Source organism: Haloterrigena sp. H1 (genome assembly GCF_005938085.1).
Taxonomy (GTDB): Archaea; Halobacteriota; Halobacteria; order Halobacteriales; family Natrialbaceae; genus Natrinema.
Map to the genome: position 1 here is coordinate 2,232,346 of NZ_SMZK01000001.1, position 23,700 is coordinate 2,256,045.

Consider the following 23,700-nt stretch of genomic DNA (forward strand, 5'->3'; position numbering starts at 1 on the left):
TTACTCCAGTTGCCGCTATTCGGGAACTGCACGATAGGCGTTAACATGGCCGTTTGGCGCGGTTTGACCCAATTCACATCGCGCCCGCGCAATGGGCTACAGGTATCGCTCGTCAAGTCTGTTCTGCCGTCGAACCGGTTGGTCCTAAGATGATTTTACGACAGCAATACCATGCTGACTCGAGCCAACAGAACGGTAATACCGACTTTCCGCTGCTTGCGATCACTGCCAAGTGTCTTGCTCACAACCCATCCGCAAAGCGGTCAAATCAGTGTGGTGGACTGACTGCTACGCATCGCATTCGACCCACCGACGATGTGGCTCGGTTCGATCAGGCGTACACGCGCGTTTCAAGATATTTCTGGATCTCGAGCTGTACATCCGCCGCCCACTCCTCAAGATCGTCAGCAGTGCTGGCCAATCGCAACGCCCGCCCGAAGTAGAGCAGTTGGAGCATCTCCGCGACGGCGGCCGGGTCACAGTCCCGAAACTCGCCGGATGCGACGCCGGCGCGAATGATCGATGCGATCGACTCGGTGAACACTCGATCACTCCGGGTGAAGTGTTCCCGGTAGGCTGCATCGTGGATCGCCTGGACCCGCAACTCGAGGACCGTCTGCATAAACGCCTGCCACTCATCGCTCATTGCGGAGCCGAACCCCCAGTCGAGGAGCCCCTCGAGGCGCTCGCGGGGATCCTCGATCGAGCCCCGACCGAGTTCGTCCTCGAAGTGATCGAGCAAGTACTCGAGACAGGCGAGTACGAGCGCGTCCTTGTCCTCGTAGTGGTGGTAGATGAGCGACGGGCTCTGCTCGAGTTCGTCGCCGATCTTCTGGATCGTCAGGTCGGCGTAGCCGTGGCGTCGCAGGCTTCGATAGGTCGCCGCCAGAATCTCTTCACGGGTCGTCGCTGGATCGTCGAAGATATCGTCGTTCACGATCGGTCACCGCGCCAATGGTTGTGTCGCCACTGCAGCCGGGTGCCTGCTGCTAATATAGGTCGTGGCGTGCTCGAACGCATTGCCCGAAATCGCTCCTTGGAGCACATAATCGATTTGATCGCGTTGGTGGTGGTGGTCCTCGAGACTAGAACTATCTCACAGGAACAGCTGCCGGGGATACCATATTTGTCTTATTAGTGGTAAGGTACGAGTTCGATTTCGTACCACTTGTGGCGGATCTCCTTGAACTCGTCCCTGTACGAGACGGCGAAGGGCGACAAATCGTTCTGAAGGCCGTCAATTACTACGACGAAGGAATAACATCGTTCGTTGCATTCCATGCAGCGACTGCGGAAACACGCGGTATGGACGTGCGTTCTCTGAGAAAGACTACGGAGACATCGAGGTAGGGCGAGTCCCGCTAGAACCGGCTGATGAACGAGAGTGAAGTCGCTGTATACTCTCCTACCGACTCTCTCGCTGCTCGACCTTGTTCAACTCGATCAGTAGCCGGAAAATCGCTTTGACGAGGTTCGCATCGACGTCGAACTGTTCGGCGTTGTCTCCCGCGCGTTCCATAACTTGTTGTTCTTGTTTCTCGTCGGTCGTCGGCAGCCCCTGTTCGTCTTTGACCGCCGCGATCGTGTCCGCGACGTAGGTTCGCTGGGCGATCAGCTCGACGATCTCCTGGTCGATCGTCCGGATCTCCTCGCGCAGTTCGTCGAGGCTCATCTCCTCAGGTGTCAGTGTCTCCTCGTCGATCCTGTCGTCGGTCGCTGTGTCCGTTTGCTCTCGAGTCATAGCGTTCGTGTTCCGTCGGTTCGCGTCTGCAGTAATCGTGTCGTTCCGTCGCGTTCAGCCCATCGCTTGCGCACGGCCTCGAGCGTCTCCCGATCGCCGACGGCGACGTAGCTGGGACCTGTTCCCGAAAGCGAGACGCCGTCGACATCGGGCATCGCGTCGATCATCGGGCCCGTCGAGAACTCGAGTGCAGCGGCGAACGCAAAGCCGTTGACGGTCATCGCTTCGCCGTAGCGACCGTCGAGTGCGAGTTCTTCGACGAGTGTGGCCATCGGTGCAATCCGCTCGCAGGCCGAGACGTCGGCGTCGGCGCTGTAGGCCTGTTCGGGTGGCGTGTAGACCAGCGCGTGCCAGTCAACCTCCTCGCGGGCGAGCAACGCGTCGCTCGTGTTGTCGGTGACAGTCACACCGCCGAGCATGCTCGCGCTGGCGTCGTCGAACGCGCCCGTCGCCGTCACGCCGGCATCGCGGGCGGCCCGGACACCGAGTCGACAGGCGTCGATCCGATCGACCGCATCGGCGACTTCGAGGGCGTCGAGGGTCGCAAGCACCGTCGCGTTGGCCGCAGCGCTGGAACTTTTCAGGCCAGCGGCCATCGGCACCTCGCTTTCGGTGCGGACGCGAGCGCCCACATCCGATTCGTCGAGTCCCGCCGCGTCTGCATATTCGGTGATCGTCAGTTCGGCACAGCGCTCGATGAGTGTCGCATCGGCCTCGGGCTGATTGGCGATCTCGCCGACGATTTCACCGTCGTCGGTGAGATCGACGGTCGCCGTCGTCTCGAGGTCGATCGCAAACGCCGAGCCAGTCCCGGTCGCGAGTGCGTTGAGTACCGTCCCGGCTGCGGGGGCGACAGCACGACCATCCATATCCGCACACTCACAGACCGACTACTTACGGCTGACGATCCCCGTGACATGTCGACACGGCGAGTGTGTGTCTTTTGATCCCGACGGTACCGGGAACGCACGCCTTTTGCCCGATCCGATCGAACGGAGTGACTATGAGCGCGCGCAACGACGTCGCCCCCAGCACGATCGGCGTCGATCTCGTCGACGGCGGTATCGTCGTCCAGTATCTCGATGGCCGCGAGGTGTTCTACCACGGGCCACCCGAACCCGTCGAGGGGCCGCTGACGACCCCCCCAGGCAAAGAGGTACACGTCCTCGTCACCGATCCCGACGGCGTCGAGGGCGTCATGACCTACGTCAACGATCGGAACACCCACGACGACATCCTCGAGTCGACGGGCGTCGGCCGCGTCATGCTCGACCGCGACGACGAGGAGGAACTGTTCCCTGGCGTGACCGTCGCGACGGAGGCCTACTCGATCCGCGTCGATGCCGACCTGTCGGTCGTCGACGGTCGCGTCTTCGTCTTCGCCGAGGACGAAATGAGCGAACACGCTTACGAACTCGTCGAGAATACTGAGTAATGCCGCTTCAGAAACCCTGGCGCGACCTCGAGCGTGAGACGGTCGCCGCGGCACCGGATCGGCCCGGCGTCTACGAACTCGGCGACGGGTCGGGAACGGTGCTGGCGGTCGACCATGGCGTCCTCCGGGACGAGCTCAAAACCGCGCTCGCCTACGGCGACGGCGACCGCGTCCGCTGGACGGAAACCCACACGATGGAGCAGGCACGCGACCTCGCGACCGAGCATCGCGACCGACTCGAGTAGCCGATTTCGGATCTAGCGGTTGTCCTACTGAATGTAAGACGGGTCGCTGTCGTTACACATCTGTTCGTGGTCCGTTGCGGCCGACTTCTCGTCGAAGAGGAGGCCACAGGTCTCACACTCGTACCAGGTTGTGTCGTCGCGTTCTGTCTGGACGACCATGCACTCTCGTGCGAGACGAACAACAAAAGGCGTTTTTCCGGTTCCAGTGACCGAAACAGTGACCTCGAGAATCCCGTGTTCGATGGCGTCTCGCGACTCTCGCGGGGACAATTCTCAAGGTGGCAGGCCCGAAAGGAACGGCTATGAGTTCGTCGGAGGGAGACGGCGTGACGCTATCGGTACGTGCCGCCGAGAAGGGGGACGCAGGCCGAGGCGTCGCGCGAATTCCCGAGCCAGTGCGGCGACAGCTCGGCATCCTGAGTGGCGACGCCGTCGTGATCGACGGCGAGTCGAAGACGGTCGCCAAGATGTGGCCCGCAGATCCGTCCGTCCCGGACGACGCCGTTCAGATCGACGGGGATACCAGAGCCAACGCCGGCGTTCACGTCGGCGACACCGTGACCGTCCGCGCGAAGGACAAATCGACGATCACCGACGCCGACCGCGTCACGCTGATCGCACCGCCAGGACTTACCGAGAACCAGCGACGGGCCGCCGAAACCGGTGCGGCGGAGAAGCTCCGCAACCGACCGGTTCGTGCCGGCGAGCAGGTCCGAATCGAGGGTATCGATCAACAGCCGTTCAAAGTTACCGACACGGATCCGGACGGCGACGTGCGGATCACGCGGGAGACGACGGTCCGGATCGTCGACACCGGCTCGAGCGCGCCCGCTACTGACTCGGGGGAGCATGAATCGGGGACTACCAGCCGCAGCCCCGACGCGAGCGACTCGACAGCGTCGGGGGCAGCGACGACATCCCCCGGCGACGCCGATGCGCCCCCCACGAGTTCCGGGGTCACCTACGAGGACATCGGCGGCCTGGATGAGGAGCTCGAGTTAGTCCGCGAGATGATCGAACTGCCGCTGTCGGAGCCCGAACTGTTCAGACGGCTCGGTGTCGAGCCGCCTTCGGGCGTCTTGCTGCATGGCCCGCCGGGCACAGGCAAGACGTTGATCGCCCGCGCGGTGGCCAACGAGGTCGACGCCCGCTTCGAGACGATCTCGGGCCCGGAGATCATGTCGAAGTACAAAGGCGAGTCGGAAGAACAGCTTCGGCGAACCTTCGAGCGCGCCCGCGAGGAAGCGCCGACGATCATCTTCTTCGACGAGATCGACTCGATCGCCGGCACGCGCGACGACGAGAGCGACGCCGAAAACCGGATCGTCGGGCAGTTGCTGACGCTGATGGACGGGCTCGACGCCCGCGGCGAAGTCATCGTTATCGGCGCGACTAACCGGGTCGACGCCATCGATCCCGCACTTCGGCGTGGCGGTCGCTTCGACCGCGAGATCGGGATCGGCGTCCCCGACGAGGCCGGTCGTCGAGAGATTCTCGAGGTCCACACCCGCGGCATGCCACTCGCCGACGACGTCGACATCGACGCGATCGCACGCCGGACTCACGGCTTCGTCGGAGCCGACTTAGACGCTGTCGCGAGCGAGGCCGCGATGGCTGCTATCCGCGATCGGCCGGGTGACGACGACGAGCGCCGCGAGTGGAATCGGAATCCGACAGTCCAGAAGCCCCACTTCGACGCCGCGCTGGCCTCCGTCGAACCCTCGGCGATGCGTGAGTACGTCGCCGAATCGCCGACGACGGACTTTTCGAACGTCGGCGGCCTCGAGGACGCAAAGCGGACCCTCCGCGAGTCCGTCGAGTGGCCGCTGACCTACGACAAACTCTTCGAGGAGACCAACACCGACCCGCCATCTGGCGTCCTCCTGCACGGGCCGCCGGGCACCGGGAAGACGCTGCTCGCGCGCGCGTTAGCAGGTGAAACAGATGTCAACTTCGTCCGCGTCGACGGTCCAGAAATAATCGACCGCTACGTCGGCGAGTCGGAGAAGGCGATCCGGAAGGTGTTCGAGCGGGCTCGACAGGCGTCGCCGTCGATCGTTTTCTTCGACGAGATCGACGCGATCACGGCCGCCCGCGGCGAGGGCCACGAGGTCACTGAACGCGTCGTCTCACAACTGCTGACCGAACTCGACGGGATGAGCGAAAATCCCAATCTCGTCGTGCTGGCTGCGACCAATCGCAAAGATCAGATCGATCCAGCGCTGCTCCGGCCCGGCCGACTCGACACACACGTCTTCGTCGGCGAACCAGAGCGTGAGGCACGCGAGAAGATCCTCGACGTCCACACCCGCGGCAAACCCCTCGCCGACGATGTCGATATCGCCGCCCTCGCAGCCGACCTCGAGGGCTATACTGGTGCTGATCTCGAGGCGCTGGTCAGAGACGCTTCGATGCGGGCGATCCGCGAGGTCGCAAGCGAGCACGATCCCGAGACGGCCAACGAGAAGGCGTCGACGGTCCGCATCGAACGACGACACTTCGAGGCGGCTCGAGAATCAACTGATCGATTGTAAATAATACGGTCACTGGATCTCAGCGTCACCGCACGACGATCGCGGACGTCGATACTGACGACCGACGGTCTGACTCGAGCGCTGCCGGGAGGTCCGTGTGCTCTATCGGCTCCGCTCACGTCACGGAAGGACGGCGAACGAAGTCGGGGACAGAACAGCGGAAAACTGGGATCGCGAGATCGAGGTTACTGGAAGCCGATCCGGCTGCCGCGCCGGCCGGTCGGGTCGGGGCCGCCGGCCGTGCCGCCGCGGAACTCCTCTTCGATCTGCTCGTAGTACTCGAGGATCTCGTCGGTGATCGTCGGCCGGACGTTCTCCATGGCCTGTCGGAAGTGGCGCATCTCGACGATGTCGGCCTCCTCGTCCTCGCGCAGGGCCTCGATAGCCGCTTCGCGGGCGATCGACTCGAGGTCGCTGCCCACGTAGCCGTCCGTGATCTCGGCGATTTCTCGTAGCGTGACGTCTGCGGCCAGGGGCGTGTCCTCGGTGTGGATCTCGAGGATGCGCTCGCGGCCGTCGACATCGGGTTGGCCGATCATGACCAGCCGGTCGAACCGACCCGAGCGCAGCAGTGCCGGGTCGATCATGTCCGGCCGGTTGGTCGCGCCGATGACCATGACGTTGCCCATCTCCTCTAACCCATCAAGCTCGGTCAGCAGCTGGTTGACGACGCGTTCGGAGACATTCGAGCCGGTCTCACCGCCCCGGCCCGGCGCGAGCGCGTCGAGCTCGTCGAAGAAGATCACCGTCGGCGAGACCTGTCGGGCCTTCCGGAAGGTCTGACGGATCGCCTTCTCCGACTCGCCGACCCACTTGCTGAGGAGCTGTGGGCCGCGCACCGAGATGAAGTTCGCGTTGGTCTCGTTGGCGACTGCCTTGGCCATCAGGGTCTTCCCGGTGCCCGGTGGCCCGTACAGCAGGACGCCGGCCGGTGGGTCGACGCCCAGCCGGTCGAACCGCTCGGGGCTCGAGAGCGGCCACTCGACAGACTCTTTGACCTGATCTTTGGCGTCGTGGAGGCCACCCACGTCGTCCCAGGAGATCTTCGGGAGTTCGACGAGGACCTCCCGCATCGCCGAGGGTTCGACCTCGTTCAACGCACCGCGGAAGTCCTCGCGTTTGACGATCATCCGGTCGATGAGGCTCGGGGGGATGTCCTCCTCGTCGAGATCGATTTCGGGGAGGTACCGACGCAGCGCTTTCATCGCGGCCTCTTTGGTCAGGCTCTCGATGTCGGCCCCGACGAAGCCGTGGGTCTCGTCGGCGAGATGCCCGAGGCTGACGTCGTCCGACAGCGGCATACCGCGCGTGTGGATCTGGAGGATCTCCTCGCGGCCCGTCTCGTCGGGGACGCCGATCTCGATCTCGCGGTCGAACCGACCCGGTCGGCGCAGGGCGGGGTCGACGCTGTCGACGCGGTTGGTCGCCGCGATGACGATGACCTGCCCGCGTGACTCGAGGCCGTCCATCATCGTCAGCAACTGGGCGACGACGCGGCGTTCGACCTCGCCGGTGACGTCTTCACGCTTGGGCGCGATTGAGTCGAGTTCGTCGATGAAGATGATCGAGGGCGACTCCTCGGTGGCGTCCTCGAAGATTTCCCGGAGTTGCTGTTCGGACTCGCCGTAGTACTTCGAGATGATCTCCGGGCCAGCGATAGAGAAGAAACTGGCAGAGGTTTCGTTAGCGACGGCTTTCGCGAGTAGGGTCTTCCCGGTGCCCGGCGGACCATGCAGGAGGACGCCCTGTGGCGGCTCGATGCCGAGCTTCTTGAAGATCTGCGGGTGCTTCATCGGGAGTTCGACCATCTCCCGAACCCGCTGGATCTCGTTTTGAAGGCCGCCGATGTCCTCGTAGGTGATCCCGCCGCCGGTCTTCTCGAAGCCCGAGATCGGCTCCTCGCGGAGTTCGACGTCGGTGTCTTCGGTGATGAGAACGACCCCTTCGGGTTCGGTTTCGACGGCGATCAGCGGGATCGCCTGCCCCGGCGAGCGCATGAACGGGTGGTTCGTCGAGCTCATGACCGGGACGATGTCGCGGCCGACGACCGGCCGTTTGAGGATCTGGCGTTTCACCATGCCGGCGGCGTCGGAGCCGAACTGGACCGACGCCTCCTCCGGTGGAGCAAGCGTCAGCTTGTCGGCTTTCGTCGCCTCGGCTTTGCGGATCGTCACGCGCTCGCCGATGCCGACGTCTGCGTTCTGGCGGGTGAACCCGTCGATACGGACGGTATCGGTGTTCCAGTCCTGCCGGTCTGCACGCCAGACCTTCGCGGCGGTGGTGTCTGCACCTTCGATTTCGATGATGTCGCCCGGACTGAGCTTTAAGTGCAACAGCGTGTCCGGGTCGAGTCTGGCGATACCACGACCCGAATCGTTCGGGTACGCCTTCGCGACCTCGAGTTGGACTTCGTTCATGGTTTAGGGATGGACGGCGATGTCAATGACTCCGATACGTGATCGGATAGGTTTTGTGTTACCCCACATCTATGTGCTAGTCTGTACCATAGGTACTTGGGGCCGGACGCTACAAAGATGTACCGGCCTCGGTGGGTTTTGGCCCTACCGACAGCGTGCCGACTGGCCGGAGAGATGGCTTTTTCTCGCTTCCCATCCGGAGTATGAACATGCGCGTTCTTGCTTTCGATGGCCGGATGGGTGCGAGCGGTGATATGATCCTCGCCGCCCTCCTCGACGCCGGTGCCGATCCTGCTGTCTTGGAGTCCGTGACTGACGCCCTCGAGGTCGAATATGAGATCGATACCGTCGACAAAAGCGGCATCGCCGCGACATCGGTCGACGTGCTCCTGACTGACGACGACTCGCACGACGGCCACGACCACGATCATGGTGACTCGAGTCACGATCACGGCCACGACGATAGCCATGAGCACGACCACGGCCACAGTCACGACCATACCCACGACCACGACAACCACCACGATCACGACCACACCCACGACGGCGTCCACGCCGAAGGACACGGCCCCCACCGCAGCTATCGCGAGGTCTGCGAGATCGTCACCGACATGGACCTCGAGCCGGCGGTCGAACGCGACGCGCTCGCGATCTTCGAACTCCTCGGCGAGGCCGAAGCTGGCGTCCACGGCGAGGACCTCGAGTCGATCCACTTCCACGAGGTCGGAGCTGACGACGCGATCGCGGACGTCGTTGGTGCCGCCGCGCTGCTCCACGATCTCGAGCCCGATCGGATCGTTACCACGCCGCTTTCGACCGGCAATGGAACGGTGTCGATGAGCCATGGCGAGTACCCCATCCCCGCACCGGCGGTCGTCGAGATCGCCGAGCGGGCCGACTGGTCGCTGCGCGGCGGGCCGGTCGACCCGGAGTTGCTCACGCCTACCGGCGCGGCGATTCTGGGACACATCGCCGCGGGGATCGATACACTGCCGACGCTCTCGCTCGAGGGATCGGGCTACGGCGCCGGCGGCTACGACCTCGATCCACACCCGAACGTGCTCCGCGTGCTGGTCGGCGACGGCAGCGGCCAGGGTGAGTTAGTCGAAGACGACATCGCCGTCCTCGAGACCAACCTCGACGACGCGACGCCCGAAGTGCTCGGCGGCCTCCAGGAGACGCTCTCGGACGCGGGCGCGCGTGATGTTTCGATTCTGCCAGCGACGATGAAAAAGTCCCGACCCGGCCACCTCGTGAAGGTCATCTGCAAGCCCGAAGACCGCGAACGGGTTGCTCGAGCGCTAGCCGAAGAGACGGGTACGCTGGGGGTGCGTGACGCAGGGGCGACCCATCGGTGGATCGCGAATCGGGAGTTCGAGACGGTGACGCTCGAGGTCGATGGCGATGAGTACGAGGTCGCCGTGAAAATCGCGAGTGACTCCGACGGGAACGTGTACGACGTGAGTGCGGAGTACGACGATGCGGCGGCGGTGGCACGAGAAACGACGCTCCCAGTTCGAACCGTGTTGAAACGGGCCGAAGCAGCTGCCAGTGTCGATCGCACGGCGGAATGACCCTCGCGACGGACAGCCGTCTCACCGGGAGACTGTCTTCGATCAAAACGACTGTCACTGCCAGTCGTCCTCAAGTGTACTTGAAATCCCACTCGTCATATCGTGACGGCCTGTCGGCTCTCGGGGTCGATCCGTCGGCTACCGACAACAGCCAATAAAAAACAGTACCGCAATCGATCGTAAAGCGATCGGCTCAGCCAGAGAGGATCGGAATCAGATCCTCGAAATCGAAGTCGTCGTCACCGGTGCTGTTGTCGCCGTTGTCCTCGGACATATCATAGGAGGAGACCGTGCCGGTGAACGGATAGCGGGTGGTATCGACCTCGTAGTCTCGCGTTTCTCCGTCAGCATTGACTTGAACGAGATCGGGGGCGTCAGCGCCGGCGTAGCCTTCGTAGGTCCACTCCACTTTGACTGGGCCGTTCTCGTTGTAGTCTTTGACGTTCAACGAGATTTCGTCGTTCTTGTCTACCTTTTCGATCGCGAACTCGTCGCCGGTCCATGTCGCCTGCGCGAGCTGCTCGAGTTCGCCGCCATCATCGTTGTAAAACGTGATGGTATCGATGGCAGCCACCTCGCTGTCGTGTTCTTCGGTTCCGTCATCGGCGCTGTCTCCATCACCATCGCCGACAGCGTCGCCGTCATCGGTGCTGTTGTCGCCGTCGTCCGCGGGCATGTCATAGGAGGAGACCGTGCCGGTGAACGGATAGCGGGTGGTATCGACTTCGTGGTCACGCGTCTCACCGTCGGCATTGACTCGAACGAGATCGGGGGCATCAGCGCCGGCGTATCCTTCGTAGGTCCACTCCACTTTGACCGGGCCGTTCTCGTTGTAATCTTTGACGTTGAGCGTGATCTCGTCGTCTTCGTCTAGCTTTTCCACCGTGAACTCGTCGTGGTCGTCATTCCACGTCGCCTGTGCGAGCTGCTCGAGCTCGCCACCATCGGTGTTATAAAACGTGATGGTGTCGATAGCAGCTGCCTCGCTGTCGTGGTCCTCGGCAGCCGCCGTTCCAGCGACACCTGCGAACATCATGCTACCGACGAGAGCGAGCGCCAGCAGTACAGTGAATTTCCGTTTCATAGTGTATTGATCTCGGTTATCCGGGTGATCGCATACGTACTCGAACAGGTGTCCGAGCAGGACATGGATCACCACGGATTGTTGACTTGCTCGCAACCCGTGGCTCTCCGACCCTTCCCACGATGCGTCACCCAGTCGAAATCGATTGTGTCGGGCCACATGAAGGCGGAACACTGTTCAAATTCATAACAGATGTCTAAATTGCGTAATGACGTGCATGGTATAAAATCAACGAATGTTGGTATTTCCAATGTTTAACCTGTAGAATCATAAGATGGAGTTAGGACACTGATATAAAACTGAATTCGAATTTTAGCGCTCATAGTATCTTCGACGATTATATCACGGATATCATAACTCCTCGAAGCAGGCAGTGAGTCGATGGACAGGCACTGGTGTGGAATGTCAATGAATAGCCAGATAAACGAGACAGCAGTCGTCTGTATCGCTACCGTACCATCCGAAACGAGTGAGACACCGATCGTACGACAGTCCTGTGATCGGTATAGTCTCCATTTCAGGTATTTCTACATTAGTAGGCTTCTTCTGACCGATCCACTAGTCGGATGACTGTCCTGTTTCTGCCACCATTGTCCTCGTTACAACAGTTGGTCCGCACCGAGACATGCCAGGAGTTACTGACCAGTTTGATCACCGTTTCCTGCCGCAATAGCTCGAATTTGGGTTACTGACTGGAATATCGCGTCCTGACCGATCCGATGTGGCCGCGGGATCAAAGCCCTTCTTGCACGAGTCGACTGTGGCTCCCGCGATTGATAGTTACGTCTGAGAGTCAGGTTAGGCAGTTAATTCGAGATGGTAACCAATCTATTCCGAACTCATTGCTGTGTATATTAAAGTTACCACTCGCAATACGCTGTTTCACCCCGAAAGGGTGAGTGAGACAGATGGTACACGAAATCGAACGGTTGCGCCGGACAGAAAGTACTGCCCTCGCGAACGTCGCGGGGGCAGGGACGGGTACGTCCGCGTTCTTCACGAGTCAGCGACTGACTCTGTCAGGGCTAGACTCGCGAGCTCACGACGCTGAGAGTCGACTCGGCCTCTAACCAACCGAAAACAGACATATAATACAAAATGACAACCAAACCGACCACTCTCGAAAAAGGACGCGCAGTAGTGCTGGCAGGACTCATGGTCCTGTCCGTAATTGCGATGTCCGTAGCGTTTGCAGGCGGGGCAGCGGCACAAACCGAAGACAGTGTAACGTTCAACGATCAGGCCATCGGTGTCTATAACGGTTCGGACACCATGGTCGTTGGGCCCATTTATGCCCAGGAAGGACAGTACCTCGAGGTCACAGACGAGTCCGGAGCGGTCGTGGATGAAACGGTAATTCCTGTGAATGCCACGGATGCTGCTATCTTCGCGACCCCTGACGGACCGGGAGAGTACACTGCGACGCTCTACACAGAAGAGGGCGGCGACGAAATAGACGACGATGACGCGATGGTCTACGATGCCACTATCGAGCTGTCCGATCAGAAATCCGCGAAGGGCACGCTCGAGCAGGTCACTGTCGACACAGCGAGCCTGCTGGATGGCGACGATAACGACACCGAGTTCGACGTCGTCCTGACTGATGCGGACGGCAACGAGCTCGGTCGTGCGACCGACCTAACCGGGACGAACGAAGATATCACGGTCGACACGTCGAAGATCACAGCACAGACCGAGGTCACAGCGACGATTTTCGTCGACGATGAACCGCTCCAGGCCTACGATGAAGACGCCGGAAACTTCGTCCCCGTGTCCGACTCGGCCACCGTGGACCCAGACATGAAGAACAAACACGACGAGAAGGGAGACGACACCAAGCACGACAAGAAGAAAGGTGACAAAGACTACACCGAGAAAGGTGAGAAGGACAAGTCGGACGCAGGTGACGACGCCGCTGACGGCGATGACAGCACTGAGTCGGGAGTCTCGAACGATGCGAGCACTGACCAGGATACGTCTGCGGAAACAAATCAGGACCAAAACGTCGATCAGTCGAACGACCAAGACGCTAACAACGATCAGGATGAGGACGCGTCGCAGTCGAACAGCGGTGACAGTATGCCCGGGTTCGGCGTCGGCGTCGCCCTGGTTGCCCTCCTCGGAGCAGCTATGCTGGCGTTCCGTCAGCAGAACTAAACTGCAGTAACTACCGAATCGCTTCGGCCACTCCGATTTCATTTTTACCGACACTGCGATTGTGCAGTGAGCAGTCTGGTACTTACTTGACGACGGCAGCTGAGGCACCGCTACAGGAGATCGCGTTGCTATTTCTCGGCATCCATAACGGTTCCCGTGATCCGCTTGGTTTTGGGCCCGGGATCAACTGCGACAAAAAACGTGGACCGAAAACCGGAGATGGATTTTACCGCGGTGTTACAGTGCAGCGTTGACGAAGTCCTCCAGGTTAGTTATTGGGACAGCGACACTGTTTGCATCAGTATTGCTGTTCTGGCGCTGGTTGGCGTTTGGCTGGTTGTCTAGATCGTTGTTGGTGCTCTGGCGCTGGTTGAGGTTGTTCCTCTGATTAGCGTTGTTGACTGCATTCGCATTACCGTCGCCAGCCAGTGCGATGTTGTCACCTTGGTCAGCCTCGTTCGACTGCTCAGCCTCTTGGTCTTGGTCGTTCTCGACGTTTTGGTCGTTCGACTGATCGATGTCTTGGTTCTGGTCAGTCGTCGCCTCCGTATCTTGGTTGACGCTATTGTCGGTATCGACGCCAGCGTTGTTCTGGAAGTCGCCTGCGGCCGCTGTTCCAGCGACCCCCACGAATGTGAGGCCGCCGATCACTGCTACCGTCAGTGCGAGTGTGAGTGCGCGTTTCATAGTTATAGCCGTGTACGGGCGCACGTGTCAATCAGATTCGACCCGTCACTAGTCTCTTCTCGCCGCTACCAATCTCGCTCCGCTATAGCACGTTGCCCAACTGGTAGCCACCGCGGAGATGAATATGAACCCCGGGAACGGTTTCGGCTAAAACGCCGAATTAGTTCATCAAAAGATATCAAAACGATGTTCTCGGATCTCTGAATATCGACTAGTTGAATTCAGCATCCATAAATACAAAAACGAATATTTTGATACACGTTCAGAATAAAGTCAGTTCTAATAGATGATGATTCTAATTCATTTCTACTGGACAATCGAGCACCGAATACTGCAAATCTGAAGAGACACTAATGGATACAATAGACTGATCGGTACTTATTTACAGTTGTTTCATTCTGTCCGTGTCTTGCAGTTTCAACCGTACAGCCGAATGTTTCCCCGTAAGATGGTTCGACGCCTGGTTGCAATTCTTCTCTCAGTAGTGCGTTTCTCGATACTACAGTATCTCCCGCAATGTTAGCGACATATGGTCTTTTTCAATATATTATAGTAAATGCAAGCACTCGAATTAGTAGTCTAAAACCACTATAATACTACATATTATCAGAGTGTCGATTCAATGACAACACCCTGCGACCGTGCTAGGGTGGGACGGAAACTCGAGACAGCACCCCGGATCAATAGCCGGAACAGAGTCGGGATCGCTGTTGCTGCAGAGACAGCTGGGTCGCTAGCCGAACCGAATATGACGGATGAAGTAGCACGATCTCGAGAACGGCGACGATCGCTGAGTTATCTTTGCCACTGATTCAGTAATCAGCTGCTTGATGTGTGGTAGTGTGAGTAGCTGTTCTCGTGAGAGACTCGTCTCCGAATTCAAGAACAGTGACGGAAAAAACGCGGAACGAAAATCGGATATGGTTTTACCGCAGCGTTACAGTGCGGCGTTGACGAAGTCGGTCAGGTTGGTGATCGGGACAGCGATGCTACCTGCACCAGTCTTCCCTTTCTGCTTCTGGTCAGCATCTGGCTTGTTCTCCAGGTCGTTCTTGGCCTTCTGATCCTGGTGGAGCTTGTTCGTCTGGTCAGCGTTGTTGAATGCATACGCACCACCGCTGCCAGCCAGTGCGATGTTGTCACCCTGGTCAAGCTCGTTCTCCTGCTCAGCCTCCTGGTCCTGTTCGTTCTCGCCGTCTTGCTCGGACGACTGATCGGTGTCTTGGGCCTGATCAGTCGCCGCATCCGTATCTTGGTCGACGCCAGCGTCGTTCTGGAAGTCAGCCGCGGCCGCTGTTCCAGCGAACCCCATGAACGTGAGGCTGCCGATCAATGCTACCGTCAGTGCGAGCGTGAGTGCGCGTTTCATAGTTTTTGCGTGTCGGGCATACGTGTCGGATCATCTGACTCGACTCGTCGCCAACCCCTCATCAGTGGACTCGATTGTTCACCGCTATGGCACGTTGCCCAGGTGAGAATCACCTTGGAGATGAATATGAACCCCAGGAACAGTTTCGCCTAAAACGCCGAATTGGCCAATCTAAGGCCCAGAAAACAGCATTCTTGCATCTCTGACTATCCTCTGTACGAGTTCGATATCAAATCATCAACAAATAAATACAGAGACTTAACTCCGAAATATAGTCACCTTTCACGATCAAATCAATCCGTTATTTTCGATACACATCCTTATAATGAATATGCACAATATGAAATGTTATTGATGTATACAGTGTGGTGATCGGCACCCGCTTACGCTTGTTCTGTCTCACCCGTGTCTTGTGGTTTCAGGCATATAGTCAGCCATTTCTTCGAACGCTGTTTGATGACTTTGTGAGTTTTATTCAGTGAAACTCTTGTCCCGCTGGTAGTTGGCTGCTGCGTTCTTATAACTGCTAGATAACAAAGACTGTGTCCGGCTGTTAGCAGTTTATACCGATGACAGTCAATACGAACAGACTCTCAGCACAGGTGTCTGGACAGGACAACAAGAGCTTATGACGAGACTCTCGAGTCCGACAGCACTGTTTGTCGCTGCGCTGGTCGTCCTCTCGATGGCCGGAGCTGGAGCCGGGACCGCTGTTGCCGCAGAGACAACCGAGACGTCAGCCGAACCGGGTTCGACGGCTGAGGCCGTACAGACACTCGAGAACGACGACGAACTCTACTTCGTCTTCGGTGCGGATCTGGGGAATCGGTCGCTTGATGAGTTTCTCGAGTCCCAGGTGGCGACCCCGACCGACCCAAGCGTCGAGGCCAATCAGGAGTCGATTGCCGACATCGTGCAGTACCAGAACGTCGAAAAGGTAAATCTCAATCAGCAGGGAGGGGCAGTCTCCATCGCGATCGACGGCGGGGAGGCAACCGCCATCCAGGAGGAGACACAACAGAACACGAACAGCCAGGTTGGTGAGGCGACTGCCGAGAGCACCATAGCCCCATCCCAAGATCTCAGCTTCGAAAACGTCGGCGACGTGCACATCGTCTTCGGTAATAGTGACGATCGAGGGTTCGATGGGTGGAGCGTCCGTGACGAGACCAATAGCAGCGGTCGGGACAGCGGACTGCCGACTGAGGCCTCAACCACCCAACAGCAAAACGTTAGTCAGGTTAATTTCAACGACCAAAGCATCGCCGTCGCACTCGCCGAGAACGAGAGCACCGCACTGGCGTATCAACGCTCCACACAGACCAACAAGAATCGACAGCAGGGATCGACGACCCTCCGCGAGACTGGCGCTGCCGCCGGGGCTGCCGGCCAGTCCGCACAGGCAACCATCGATCAGTCACAGACCCTCTCACAGATCAACCAGAACCAGCAGGGGACGGCAGTCGCGATCGCGGTCGGAAACAACTCCGTTGCGACGGCCGTCCAGCTCACCGATCAAACGAATCTCAACGAACAGTACGCGTCCGTCGAAACGCTTTCCCATCTCGAGTCGATGGCAGGGATGAACATCGCCACGGCGGACGGAACCGACAAGAGCATGCTGACGACGGGGAGCGAGATTTTCCACGATGATGAAGACGAAAGCGAAGCAGCCGACGTCAGTGTGACGCAGTACCAACACTCAGAACAGGTGAACATTAATTTGCAGAGTGCGGCAGTCGCGATCGCGCTCGACGGAAGCAATGCGACTGCGATCCAGCTGGCCGAACAGCGCAATTACAACGAACAGATCGGCGTGACGACTGCAGCGTCCATCTATGAAAACGTCACTGCTAACGCCGGAACCGTGATTACCAACGAAACGACGCTGACGATCGGCGGAGACGCCATTCGCGGGACGGCACCGATCACGCTCGGGAGCGACGGCAAGAACGCCGAGAACGACCAGCGGACCAGCGACGAACAGTACTCGAGCGCCCGGTTCGAACAGATCCAGTTCATCACCCAAGAAAACAGGAATCAACAACGGGCTGCGATCGCCGTCGCCGAGCGCAACGCGAGTGCGAACGCGTCTCACATAACGGTTCAACGGAACAGAAATGTACGGTTCGCCGACGTCGAGGCGACTGTCGATACGAGCGGCGACACTGCAGAGAGCGACGATGGGACCGGCAGTGAAACGGTCGAAAACGGGTCCGGAGGCGATACCGCCAACGGGACGACCAAGAAGAAAGCTGGCAAGAAATCCGACACGACTGGTGACGAGACGAACGGCAACGTGACTGACGACGAGGCCATGCGGACTGACACCGACGCTGGTGACGAGACGGCTGACGAAGTGGCCACCGATGAGCCGACCACCGCTCCGTCCGACGAGACGGACAATTCGATCCCTGGGTTCGGCGTCGCCGTTACCCTCATTGCGTTGCTCGCTGCTGCACTGCTCGCGATACGCAAAGAACGCTGACCAGTATCGCTAACGTAGCAATTCCGGCCCGAACTGGCCGGCCGGTTTTCGCCCGCTCGGCCGTTCGCGTATGGTCGGCTATCGACGAGCCGGGTGATCGAACGCTCGTTATTCAGTCTCTTCCGTCATCGGCGTCCGACGGTTCGAGATCCGACTCCGACTCGTCGTCACGGTGCTCCGCGAGTGCTTCATCGATCGTCAACTCGCCGGCGGCAACGCGTCGGGCCAGCAGTTCGTCGATCGCCCGGTTTTCCTCGCTTTGCTCGCGCGAGCGGTCCTTGATCACCTGTAACTCGCCTTCTGTCGGCTCGATCTCGCGCGCGTCGACGACATCGCCCTCGCGGCGTGCGATATTGACGGCCGCGAGGACGTCACCCATACCTCGCGTGCCCGTTCCGAGATAGGGGGTTGTCCCCGTCTCGTCGACGAGTTCAACTCGCACAGTATCGAGTTCGTTGACCAGTTTCGCGCTCTCGAGGCGGGAGCCGTTGCCGATTCGGACGATGGGGGATGGTGCCTCGTCGGCCTCGCGCCGAATCAAGTCAACGGCGTCGCCGAGCGGAACCTGAAACGCCGCGACGACCGTTTCGCCGGTGAGGACGGCGATGCCAGGGTTGCGTCCTGGATCGACGCCGATGATCGTCCGGCCGCCGTCGCCACGAACTGCGGCCAGCGCCTGATCGACCGCACGCCGGGGCGCGTCCGGATCGGCGACAATCGTTGGGACGGCACCGAAATCGTCGACATGATCGGGCCCGGTGACGACGACGTCGGTGTGATCCGGGAGCTCCTCGTCGGGCTCAACGGTCGTAAACGTCGTCCCGCGCTCGCGGAGCTCATTGACGACGCCGTGGTACACTTCGAAATCTGACGTGGCGACGACGATCACACTGTGGAGTTCGGTCTCACGATGAGTGAATGTTACCCCGCGCACGGTGGCGCGGGGCATCCGTTCCTCACGGGTTCGGTGTTCCTGTTTCGATGACGTGACTTGCAGACATGGACTCAAATTGTGCCGTGTCCGTAGCGGTCACAGTCTCCACAGGCGTGGATTCGGGCCATCCCTGCCCTAATTCAAAAAAGCCGCGTTGAAGAACGTTCATCGCCGCGTTCGCGTCCCTGTCTGTCTCGAACCCACACGCAGGGCACGAATGCTCGCGCATCCAGATGCGTTTCAGCGTTTCACCACCACACTTCGCACACTCTTTCGTTGTCCCCTCGGGTTCGACCTGCACGACATGCGTGCCGTACAAATTCCCTTTGTATTCGAGAAGCGTGATGAACTGTCGCCACGCCGCGTCCTGCTTGTTCCGAGCGTTCCTGTCGTCCTGAAGCATTCCGGCTACGTTGAGGTCTTCCACGAATATGGCGTCGTACTCTTTGGCGAGCCACGTTGTAAGCTTGTGCTGGTAGTCCAGCACCGTCCGACGAATCTTCCGCTTCGCTTTGGCGACCGTTCGCCGTTGCTTTTTATAGTTCTGACTGCCGTGTTCCTTCCGCGACAACTTGCGTTGCTCGCGCCGGAGTCGTTCGTACTCGTCATCGAGATCAAGCCAATCCACGGTCTTCCCGTCGCTAGTATGGATGTAGTTCTGTATGCCAAGGTCAATACCCACACTGTTGCTCGTGTCGAGCGACTCCAACGCGGGTTTCTCGGGCAAATCAGTGTCGTCGGTTTCGAGACTGAATGTCACATACCATTCGCCTGTCCGTTCTTTCTTGAACGTAGCTTCTTTCGTCGTGGTGTGTTCTGGGAGCGGGCGGTGGTAGCGGATTTTTATCCAGCCGACTTTGCTGAAGCGCACGTATGCATATCCGTCCCGGCCCCTCTTGTCATCGAGGTCAAAGCCAGACTGATTGTACGTAACACTCCGGTAGTCGGCGGGAGGTTGTCGTTTGAGCCGACCAACGTTGTACCCCTTCTCTTTCTTCTTCCGAAGGTTCGAGAGGTTGCGGTGGAAGCGGGCAACCGTGGCTTGGGCAGCCTTCGAGTGCGTTTCCGCGAACAGCAGCCACTTACGTTTCCACTCAGGGAGTTTGTTGTTCTGGTCGTACTCGCTTGGCTTGTCGTCCTCGGGACTGTTTTCGTAGTCCCAGCGGACGTGGTTGTAAAGTTGGCGATGAACGTCTACCTGATGGTCCAGTCCTTCCGCTACATCTTTTGTCGGGTAGGCACGGTAGCGGTGACTGTGTTCTATCGCTATCTATCAATTAACTATACATACATTTATTGGTTTGTATCACCGGGTGTCAGCTTCATCCCCAGCCACGGTGGGCCAGGGTATTTGCATTGCTACCTGATATAAATGTACACGGATGGCGTGTCCTGACCGCAGAGTCGACAGAGGAACCCCACGGAATCACCGGCCTCGAGGGTGTCACGGAGCACTACTCCACTCGTTGACTATCGATGTTCAAAACCGGGAGAAACCGCAGTAGCGGTCGTTGTATACCGTGCTCTGAGTTCACTCATAAAGACTGAATAGATACAGGAGACAGTTCATGATCGGTGATTTTCTGAATATACGTGTTGATGAGCCGAATATCGAGACGAGGGATATCCCTCACGATGGTTGCGGTTCTCTTGGTGAGTATGGTCGGGCCGGGCGTTGCAGCGGCCGCGCCATCCGCCACGGGAACGGACATGGCCGACACCGCCGTTACAAATTCGAACCAGATCACGACGACGAATAGTAAGACTGTAACGTCACAATTCCAGCAGGAACAGGCCAACTCCTGTTCTCCGCTCGAGACACGTCTAGCCAGTATTTTCAGTGCGTACGGATACACAGTCCCTGACAGCCTCTCCGACTGTACTGATCACGACTCGGATACTGTCGATAGCGACGAGCCGTCGGAGACAGGACCGGATTCGCCCGGCTCGGGCGACAGTGACACCGAGACGACTACGGACGACGACACTGACCAGACCGCGGACGAGAGCGACAGCGACGAAGCCGACGAGGTCGAGGAGCCGGCTGAAGAGACGAGTGACACGACCGATGACTCGTCCGACAGTGACGAGACGAAGACCGAGGATTCCGACGAATCGGTTGACACTGACTCCAGCTCCGATGCTGAGGATGCGAACGAGACGAACGAACAGTCGACCGACGATACGACCGACTCGAGTTGGTTCGATGAGCTCGAGACCGACGAGGAGACTGACGCCGACACGACAACAGAAGACCGTGACGGCGATCAGACCGAACCCGCGACTGAGGAGGAGACCGACGGCGGCTTCGATCGCGCCGCTGTCGAGCGTGGGATTCACGAGGCCGTCAACGACGAGCGAACCGCGCGTGGCCTGAACGAATTGGCGTTCGACACGGAACTCCGTGACATCGCACGAGATCACAGCCGAGACATGGCCGAGCGAGGCTACTTCTCGCACACGAGCCCTGAAGGCGATAATTTCGCCGATCGGTACGCCGACGCGGGATACACGTGCCGTGTCGATGGCAGCGGCAACACGTACTACACTGGCGGCGAGAACATCGCGCAGACGTGGTACGACACGCCCGTGCGAACTGACGGCGGAACCGACACGTACACCTCCGAAACCGAACTCGCGAACGCAATCGTCACCCAGTGGATGAACTCGCCGGGTCACCGAGAGAACATCCTCGCACCCCAGTGGGAAAACGAGGGTATCGGCGTCTACGTCACTGACGACGGCAAAGTGTACGCTACGCAGAACTTCTGCTAATCGTCGTCTACACGCCGCGGCATTTTTTCACTCACTCGTCGTGAGTGGGATCATCCCACGACCGTTCGCAGGCCGATATACGAGAGTAGCCTGTCGAATACCGATCGCAGACGACAGTCGATACCGATCGTCGGCCGGTTCCGGGGCCTTTTTCCTCACAGCCGGCCAACTCGAACCGTGACCGACGAGGCGATTTCGACCGGCTGTGACCCGGTCGACGAGTTGCTCGGTGAGGGGTTCGAACGCGGGACTGTCACGCAGTTGTACGGTCCACCGGCTGCCGGGAAGACCAACCTCGCGCTGTCAGCAGCCGTCGAAACGGCCGTCGACGGCGGGACGGTCGTCTATATCGACACCGAAGGCATCTCCGTCGACCGCTTCCAGCAGTTGCTCGAAGCCGCCGTCGACGACGGACCGGTTCGATCGCGCGCCGACGCTGGCGACGACATCGAGGCGGTCGCTTCACGGATCGTCATCGAAGACGTCCTGGACTTCGAAGAGCAAGCCGAGGCCGTCCGCGACGCCGAGGAGTTCGCCGAACGTGCCGACCTGATCGTGTTAGACAGCGCGACCGGCTTCTACCGACTCGAGCGCACCGCCGACGGCGACGAGGGCGAGGCGTTGCGCAGCGTCACCCGGCAGGTGACACACCTCCTCTCACTGGCGCGGAAACACGATCTTGCGGTCGTTCTGACGAATCAGGTCTTTTCCGATCCGGACTCGGATCGTACCCGCGGGCTTGGCGGCAATACCTTGGAACACTGGACCGGTGCCGTCGTCCGCCTCGAGCGCTTCCGTGGTGGCAACCGACGGGCGACGCTCGAGAAACACCGCTCGAAACCCGCCGGGGAATCGGTCCAGTTCCGGATTACGGCAGCCGGGCTCGAGGGCGTCGACGAAATGAGCCGTCCCTGAGCGGCGGGCGTTCGATCACCTACGAGTGCTTTCATTCTGTGGCATCCGCTGTCCGTCACCATCCACGCGCAAAAAATGCGACCGCCGTCGTCCAAGCGAGACTGACCTAGATCTCGTTGAGCTTCCGCAGGAGCTGGCCGCGGTACTCCTCGTCGCTGGTGACGCCTTTGAGTTCTAAGACGTTGCGCTCGAGTTTATCCAGTGCGACCCGGAATGCGTTCTCGGCGCCGTAGCCTTCGCCGGTGCCGGCGACCTGGCCCTTGTTGGTACGCAGGCGGATCTGCGACTGGACGAGCGGGGTGCCACGGAGTTTCTCGTTGTGTTCGTGGAAGCGGACGTGGGCGTGCATCACCTGCATGTCGGCGTACTTGTCCGAGACGTCCTCGATGCTCTGGACGATCGACTCCCGGGTGATGGTATCGAGCATCGAGATGTTGGTGATCTGGACGTCCATGTGCTCTTCCTCGGTAAACGTCAGCGCGCGCAGGATGTCCGTCTTGGTGATAATGCCGATGACGACGCGGTCGTCGTCCGCCGGCGTGACCATCAGGCCCGCGTAATCGTCCTTGAGCATCGCCTCGGCGGCTTCCTTGGCGGTGGCATCGAGCGTCGTCGTCTCGACGGGGCTGTTCATGATGTCGTAGACGGGGACGTCGAGCATCCGCTGGCTGTCGCCGACCCGGTCACCGGTCGTCGTCGTGTCGCTTTTGCGGATGACGAAGTCCGCGATGTCGTGGGTGGTTACGACACCCGAGAGGTAGCCGTTCTCGTTGAGAATCGGCAGTCGAGAGATACCGTGCTCGCGGAGGAGATTGATCGCCTTGCCGACCCCATCGTCCTCGCGGAGCGTGACCGGATCGTCGGTGTAGATGTCCTCGACGGTGAGCGCATCGAGGTTGTCCAGGACCGCCTCGAGGATGTCGTCGTTGCTGATGACTCCCCAGAGCTCGCCGTGTTCGAAGACGGGTGCGACCTTCGCGTTGCTCTCGACGAGGACGCGTGCGGTCTCCCGGACGTCCTCTTGGCGGTCGACCTTGGGCGATGGCGTGCTTCGGCTTGGTTTGGTGAGTGCCGACACCTTGGCGTCGTCCTCGACGTGGGACTGGAGGATCTCCCGCTCGCTGATGACGCCCTCGTAGTCCCCATCGTTGGTGACGATAATTCCCTTGGGGTTGCCGTTCTCGAACTGTGAACGGACTTTCCCCATGCGCGTGCCAGCGTCGACTTCGATAAACTCCGTAGTGGCGATATCAGCGATATTCATCTGTCTGTCCTGATGTACTGCCCCCAGGTATTTAAGATACTGCCCGTTTTGTCCGGGTGGCTCCAGCCCAGGGGTTTTTAT

General features: G+C 59.7%; 19 protein-coding genes and 1 pseudogene. 9 read left to right on the forward strand and 11 right to left on the reverse strand.

Annotated elements, in window-relative coordinates:
• Positions 1-331: 331 nt before the first annotated feature.
• A complete protein-coding gene (locus tag E2L06_RS11145; RefSeq protein WP_138781398.1) occupies positions 332-937 on the reverse strand; it encodes a TetR/AcrR family transcriptional regulator in 606 nt (201 codons plus the stop codon).
• Positions 938-1,143: 206 nt separating this feature from the next.
• On the opposite strand from E2L06_RS11145, the pseudogene E2L06_RS22980 reads away from it, so the two are divergent.
• Positions 1,144-1,388, forward strand: a pseudogene (locus E2L06_RS22980) (PIN domain nuclease); the annotation flags it as partial.
• 17 nt (positions 1,389-1,405) lie between these two features.
• Here E2L06_RS22980 and E2L06_RS11155 read toward each other — a convergent pair.
• Positions 1,406-1,741: a chorismate mutase gene (locus E2L06_RS11155; RefSeq protein ID WP_138781400.1), complete on the reverse strand. Its 336-nt coding sequence runs from the start codon at positions 1,739-1,741 to the stop codon at positions 1,406-1,408.
• A complete protein-coding gene (locus E2L06_RS11160; protein ID WP_138781402.1) occupies positions 1,738-2,610 on the reverse strand; it encodes a shikimate kinase in 873 nt (290 codons plus the stop codon). Before E2L06_RS11160 ends, E2L06_RS11155 begins: the two co-directional genes overlap by 4 nt.
• A gap of 134 nt (positions 2,611-2,744) precedes the next feature.
• Between E2L06_RS11160 and E2L06_RS11165 the strand changes: the two genes are divergently transcribed.
• Together E2L06_RS11165 and E2L06_RS11170 are read left to right on the forward strand one after the other, a co-directional pair.
• Positions 2,745-3,176, forward strand: coding sequence for a DUF5796 family protein (locus E2L06_RS11165; protein WP_138781404.1), 432 nt, complete (start codon positions 2,745-2,747; stop codon positions 3,174-3,176).
• The gene (locus E2L06_RS11170; RefSeq protein ID WP_138781406.1) at positions 3,176-3,421 is read left to right on the forward strand and encodes a hypothetical protein; all 246 of its coding nucleotides are present in this window, start codon (positions 3,176-3,178) and stop codon (positions 3,419-3,421) included. The genes E2L06_RS11165 and E2L06_RS11170 overlap by 1 nt, the downstream gene beginning before the upstream one ends.
• A gap of 24 nt (positions 3,422-3,445) precedes the next feature.
• On the opposite strand, the gene E2L06_RS22780 is transcribed toward E2L06_RS11170, so the two are convergent.
• The gene (locus E2L06_RS22780; protein WP_283241358.1) at positions 3,446-3,580 is read right to left on the reverse strand and encodes a hypothetical protein; all 135 of its coding nucleotides are present in this window, start codon (positions 3,578-3,580) and stop codon (positions 3,446-3,448) included.
• A 143-nt stretch (positions 3,581-3,723) separates the two neighbouring features.
• On the opposite strand from E2L06_RS22780, the gene E2L06_RS11175 reads away from it, so the two are divergent.
• Positions 3,724-5,955, forward strand: coding sequence for an AAA family ATPase (locus E2L06_RS11175; protein ID WP_138781408.1), 2,232 nt, complete (start codon positions 3,724-3,726; stop codon positions 5,953-5,955).
• A gap of 185 nt (positions 5,956-6,140) precedes the next feature.
• Here the strand turns inward: E2L06_RS11175 and E2L06_RS11180 are convergent, their stop codons facing one another.
• Positions 6,141-8,372, reverse strand: coding sequence for a CDC48 family AAA ATPase (locus tag E2L06_RS11180; RefSeq protein WP_138781410.1), 2,232 nt, complete (start codon positions 8,370-8,372; stop codon positions 6,141-6,143).
• Positions 8,373-8,581: 209 nt separating this feature from the next.
• Here E2L06_RS11180 and larC point away from each other — a divergent pair, with 209 nt between their 5' ends.
• Positions 8,582-9,946: a nickel pincer cofactor biosynthesis protein LarC gene (larC, locus tag E2L06_RS11185; RefSeq protein WP_138781412.1), complete on the forward strand. Its 1,365-nt coding sequence runs from the start codon at positions 8,582-8,584 to the stop codon at positions 9,944-9,946.
• Between the two features lie 193 nt (positions 9,947-10,139).
• Here the strand turns inward: larC and E2L06_RS11190 are convergent, their stop codons facing one another.
• Entirely contained in the window at positions 10,140-11,030 is an 891-nt protein-coding gene (locus E2L06_RS11190) for a hypothetical protein (protein ID WP_138781414.1), read from the reverse strand.
• A 1,098-nt stretch (positions 11,031-12,128) separates the two neighbouring features.
• Here E2L06_RS11190 and E2L06_RS11195 point away from each other — a divergent pair.
• Complete coding sequence (locus E2L06_RS11195; RefSeq protein WP_138781416.1) at positions 12,129-13,187, forward strand: surface glycoprotein; 1,059 nt, start codon at positions 12,129-12,131, stop codon at positions 13,185-13,187.
• A gap of 237 nt (positions 13,188-13,424) precedes the next feature.
• Here the strand turns inward: E2L06_RS11195 and E2L06_RS11200 are convergent, their stop codons facing one another.
• Together E2L06_RS11200 and E2L06_RS11205 are read right to left on the reverse strand one after the other, a co-directional pair.
• The gene (locus E2L06_RS11200) at positions 13,425-13,874 is read right to left on the reverse strand and encodes a toxin transporter (protein WP_138781418.1); all 450 of its coding nucleotides are present in this window, start codon (positions 13,872-13,874) and stop codon (positions 13,425-13,427) included.
• A 937-nt stretch (positions 13,875-14,811) separates the two neighbouring features.
• The gene (locus tag E2L06_RS11205; protein WP_138781420.1) at positions 14,812-15,243 is read right to left on the reverse strand and encodes a toxin transporter; all 432 of its coding nucleotides are present in this window, start codon (positions 15,241-15,243) and stop codon (positions 14,812-14,814) included.
• Between the two features lie 628 nt (positions 15,244-15,871).
• Between E2L06_RS11205 and E2L06_RS11210 the strand changes: the two genes are divergently transcribed.
• On the forward strand, positions 15,872-17,731 hold the full coding sequence (locus E2L06_RS11210; RefSeq protein ID WP_138781422.1) for a PGF-CTERM sorting domain-containing protein: 1,860 nt from the start codon (positions 15,872-15,874) through the stop codon (positions 17,729-17,731).
• A 112-nt stretch (positions 17,732-17,843) separates the two neighbouring features.
• On the opposite strand, the gene E2L06_RS11215 is transcribed toward E2L06_RS11210, so the two are convergent.
• Positions 17,844-18,620: a hypothetical protein gene (locus E2L06_RS11215; protein WP_138781424.1), complete on the reverse strand. Its 777-nt coding sequence runs from the start codon at positions 18,618-18,620 to the stop codon at positions 17,844-17,846.
• A gap of 67 nt (positions 18,621-18,687) precedes the next feature.
• Entirely contained in the window at positions 18,688-19,929 is a 1,242-nt protein-coding gene (locus tag E2L06_RS11220) for an RNA-guided endonuclease TnpB family protein (RefSeq protein WP_138781426.1), read from the reverse strand.
• Positions 19,930-20,300: 371 nt separating this feature from the next.
• On the opposite strand from E2L06_RS11220, the gene E2L06_RS11225 reads away from it, so the two are divergent.
• Both E2L06_RS11225 and radB read left to right on the forward strand, forming a co-directional pair.
• Complete coding sequence (locus E2L06_RS11225) at positions 20,301-21,440, forward strand: CAP domain-containing protein (RefSeq protein WP_171052349.1); 1,140 nt, start codon at positions 20,301-20,303, stop codon at positions 21,438-21,440.
• A gap of 177 nt (positions 21,441-21,617) precedes the next feature.
• Positions 21,618-22,355, forward strand: a complete 738-nt coding sequence (radB, locus tag E2L06_RS11230) for a DNA repair and recombination protein RadB (RefSeq protein WP_138781430.1) — start codon at positions 21,618-21,620, stop codon at positions 22,353-22,355.
• 106 nt (positions 22,356-22,461) lie between these two features.
• Here radB and E2L06_RS11235 read toward each other — a convergent pair whose 3' ends face one another.
• Positions 22,462-23,619, reverse strand: a complete 1,158-nt coding sequence (locus E2L06_RS11235) for a CBS domain-containing protein (protein ID WP_138781432.1) — start codon at positions 23,617-23,619, stop codon at positions 22,462-22,464.
• Positions 23,620-23,700: the final 81 nt, after the last annotated feature.

Bases quoted from the DNA above. Each gene is read 5' to 3' on its own strand.
- E2L06_RS11205 (WP_138781420.1), bottom strand. From the start codon at position 15,243: ATGAAACGCGCACTCACGCTCGCACTGACGGTAGCATTGATCGGCAGC.
- E2L06_RS11195 (WP_138781416.1), top strand. From the start codon at position 12,129: ATGACAACCAAACCGACCACTCTCGAAAAAGGACGCGCAGTAGTGCTG.
- E2L06_RS22780 (WP_283241358.1), bottom strand. From the start codon at position 3,580: ATGGTCGTCCAGACAGAACGCGACGACACAACCTGGTACGAGTGTGAG.
- E2L06_RS11180 (WP_138781410.1), bottom strand. From the start codon at position 8,372: ATGAACGAAGTCCAACTCGAGGTCGCGAAGGCGTACCCGAACGATTCG.
- E2L06_RS11165 (WP_138781404.1), top strand. From the start codon at position 2,745: ATGAGCGCGCGCAACGACGTCGCCCCCAGCACGATCGGCGTCGATCTC.
- E2L06_RS11200 (WP_138781418.1), bottom strand. From the start codon at position 13,874: ATGAAACGCGCACTCACACTCGCACTGACGGTAGCAGTGATCGGCGGC.
- E2L06_RS11155 (WP_138781400.1), bottom strand. From the start codon at position 1,741: ATGACTCGAGAGCAAACGGACACAGCGACCGACGACAGGATCGACGAG.
- E2L06_RS11225 (WP_171052349.1), top strand. From the start codon at position 20,301: ATGGTTGCGGTTCTCTTGGTGAGTATGGTCGGGCCGGGCGTTGCAGCG.
- larC (WP_138781412.1), top strand. From the start codon at position 8,582: ATGCGCGTTCTTGCTTTCGATGGCCGGATGGGTGCGAGCGGTGATATG.
- E2L06_RS11190 (WP_138781414.1), bottom strand. From the start codon at position 11,030: ATGAAACGGAAATTCACTGTACTGCTGGCGCTCGCTCTCGTCGGTAGC.
- E2L06_RS11170 (WP_138781406.1), top strand. From the start codon at position 3,176: ATGCCGCTTCAGAAACCCTGGCGCGACCTCGAGCGTGAGACGGTCGCC.
- E2L06_RS11235 (WP_138781432.1), bottom strand. From the start codon at position 23,619: ATGAATATCGCTGATATCGCCACTACGGAGTTTATCGAAGTCGACGCT.
- E2L06_RS11210 (WP_138781422.1), top strand. From the start codon at position 15,872: ATGACGAGACTCTCGAGTCCGACAGCACTGTTTGTCGCTGCGCTGGTC.
- E2L06_RS11175 (WP_138781408.1), top strand. From the start codon at position 3,724: ATGAGTTCGTCGGAGGGAGACGGCGTGACGCTATCGGTACGTGCCGCC.
- E2L06_RS11160 (WP_138781402.1), bottom strand. From the start codon at position 2,610: ATGGATGGTCGTGCTGTCGCCCCCGCAGCCGGGACGGTACTCAACGCA.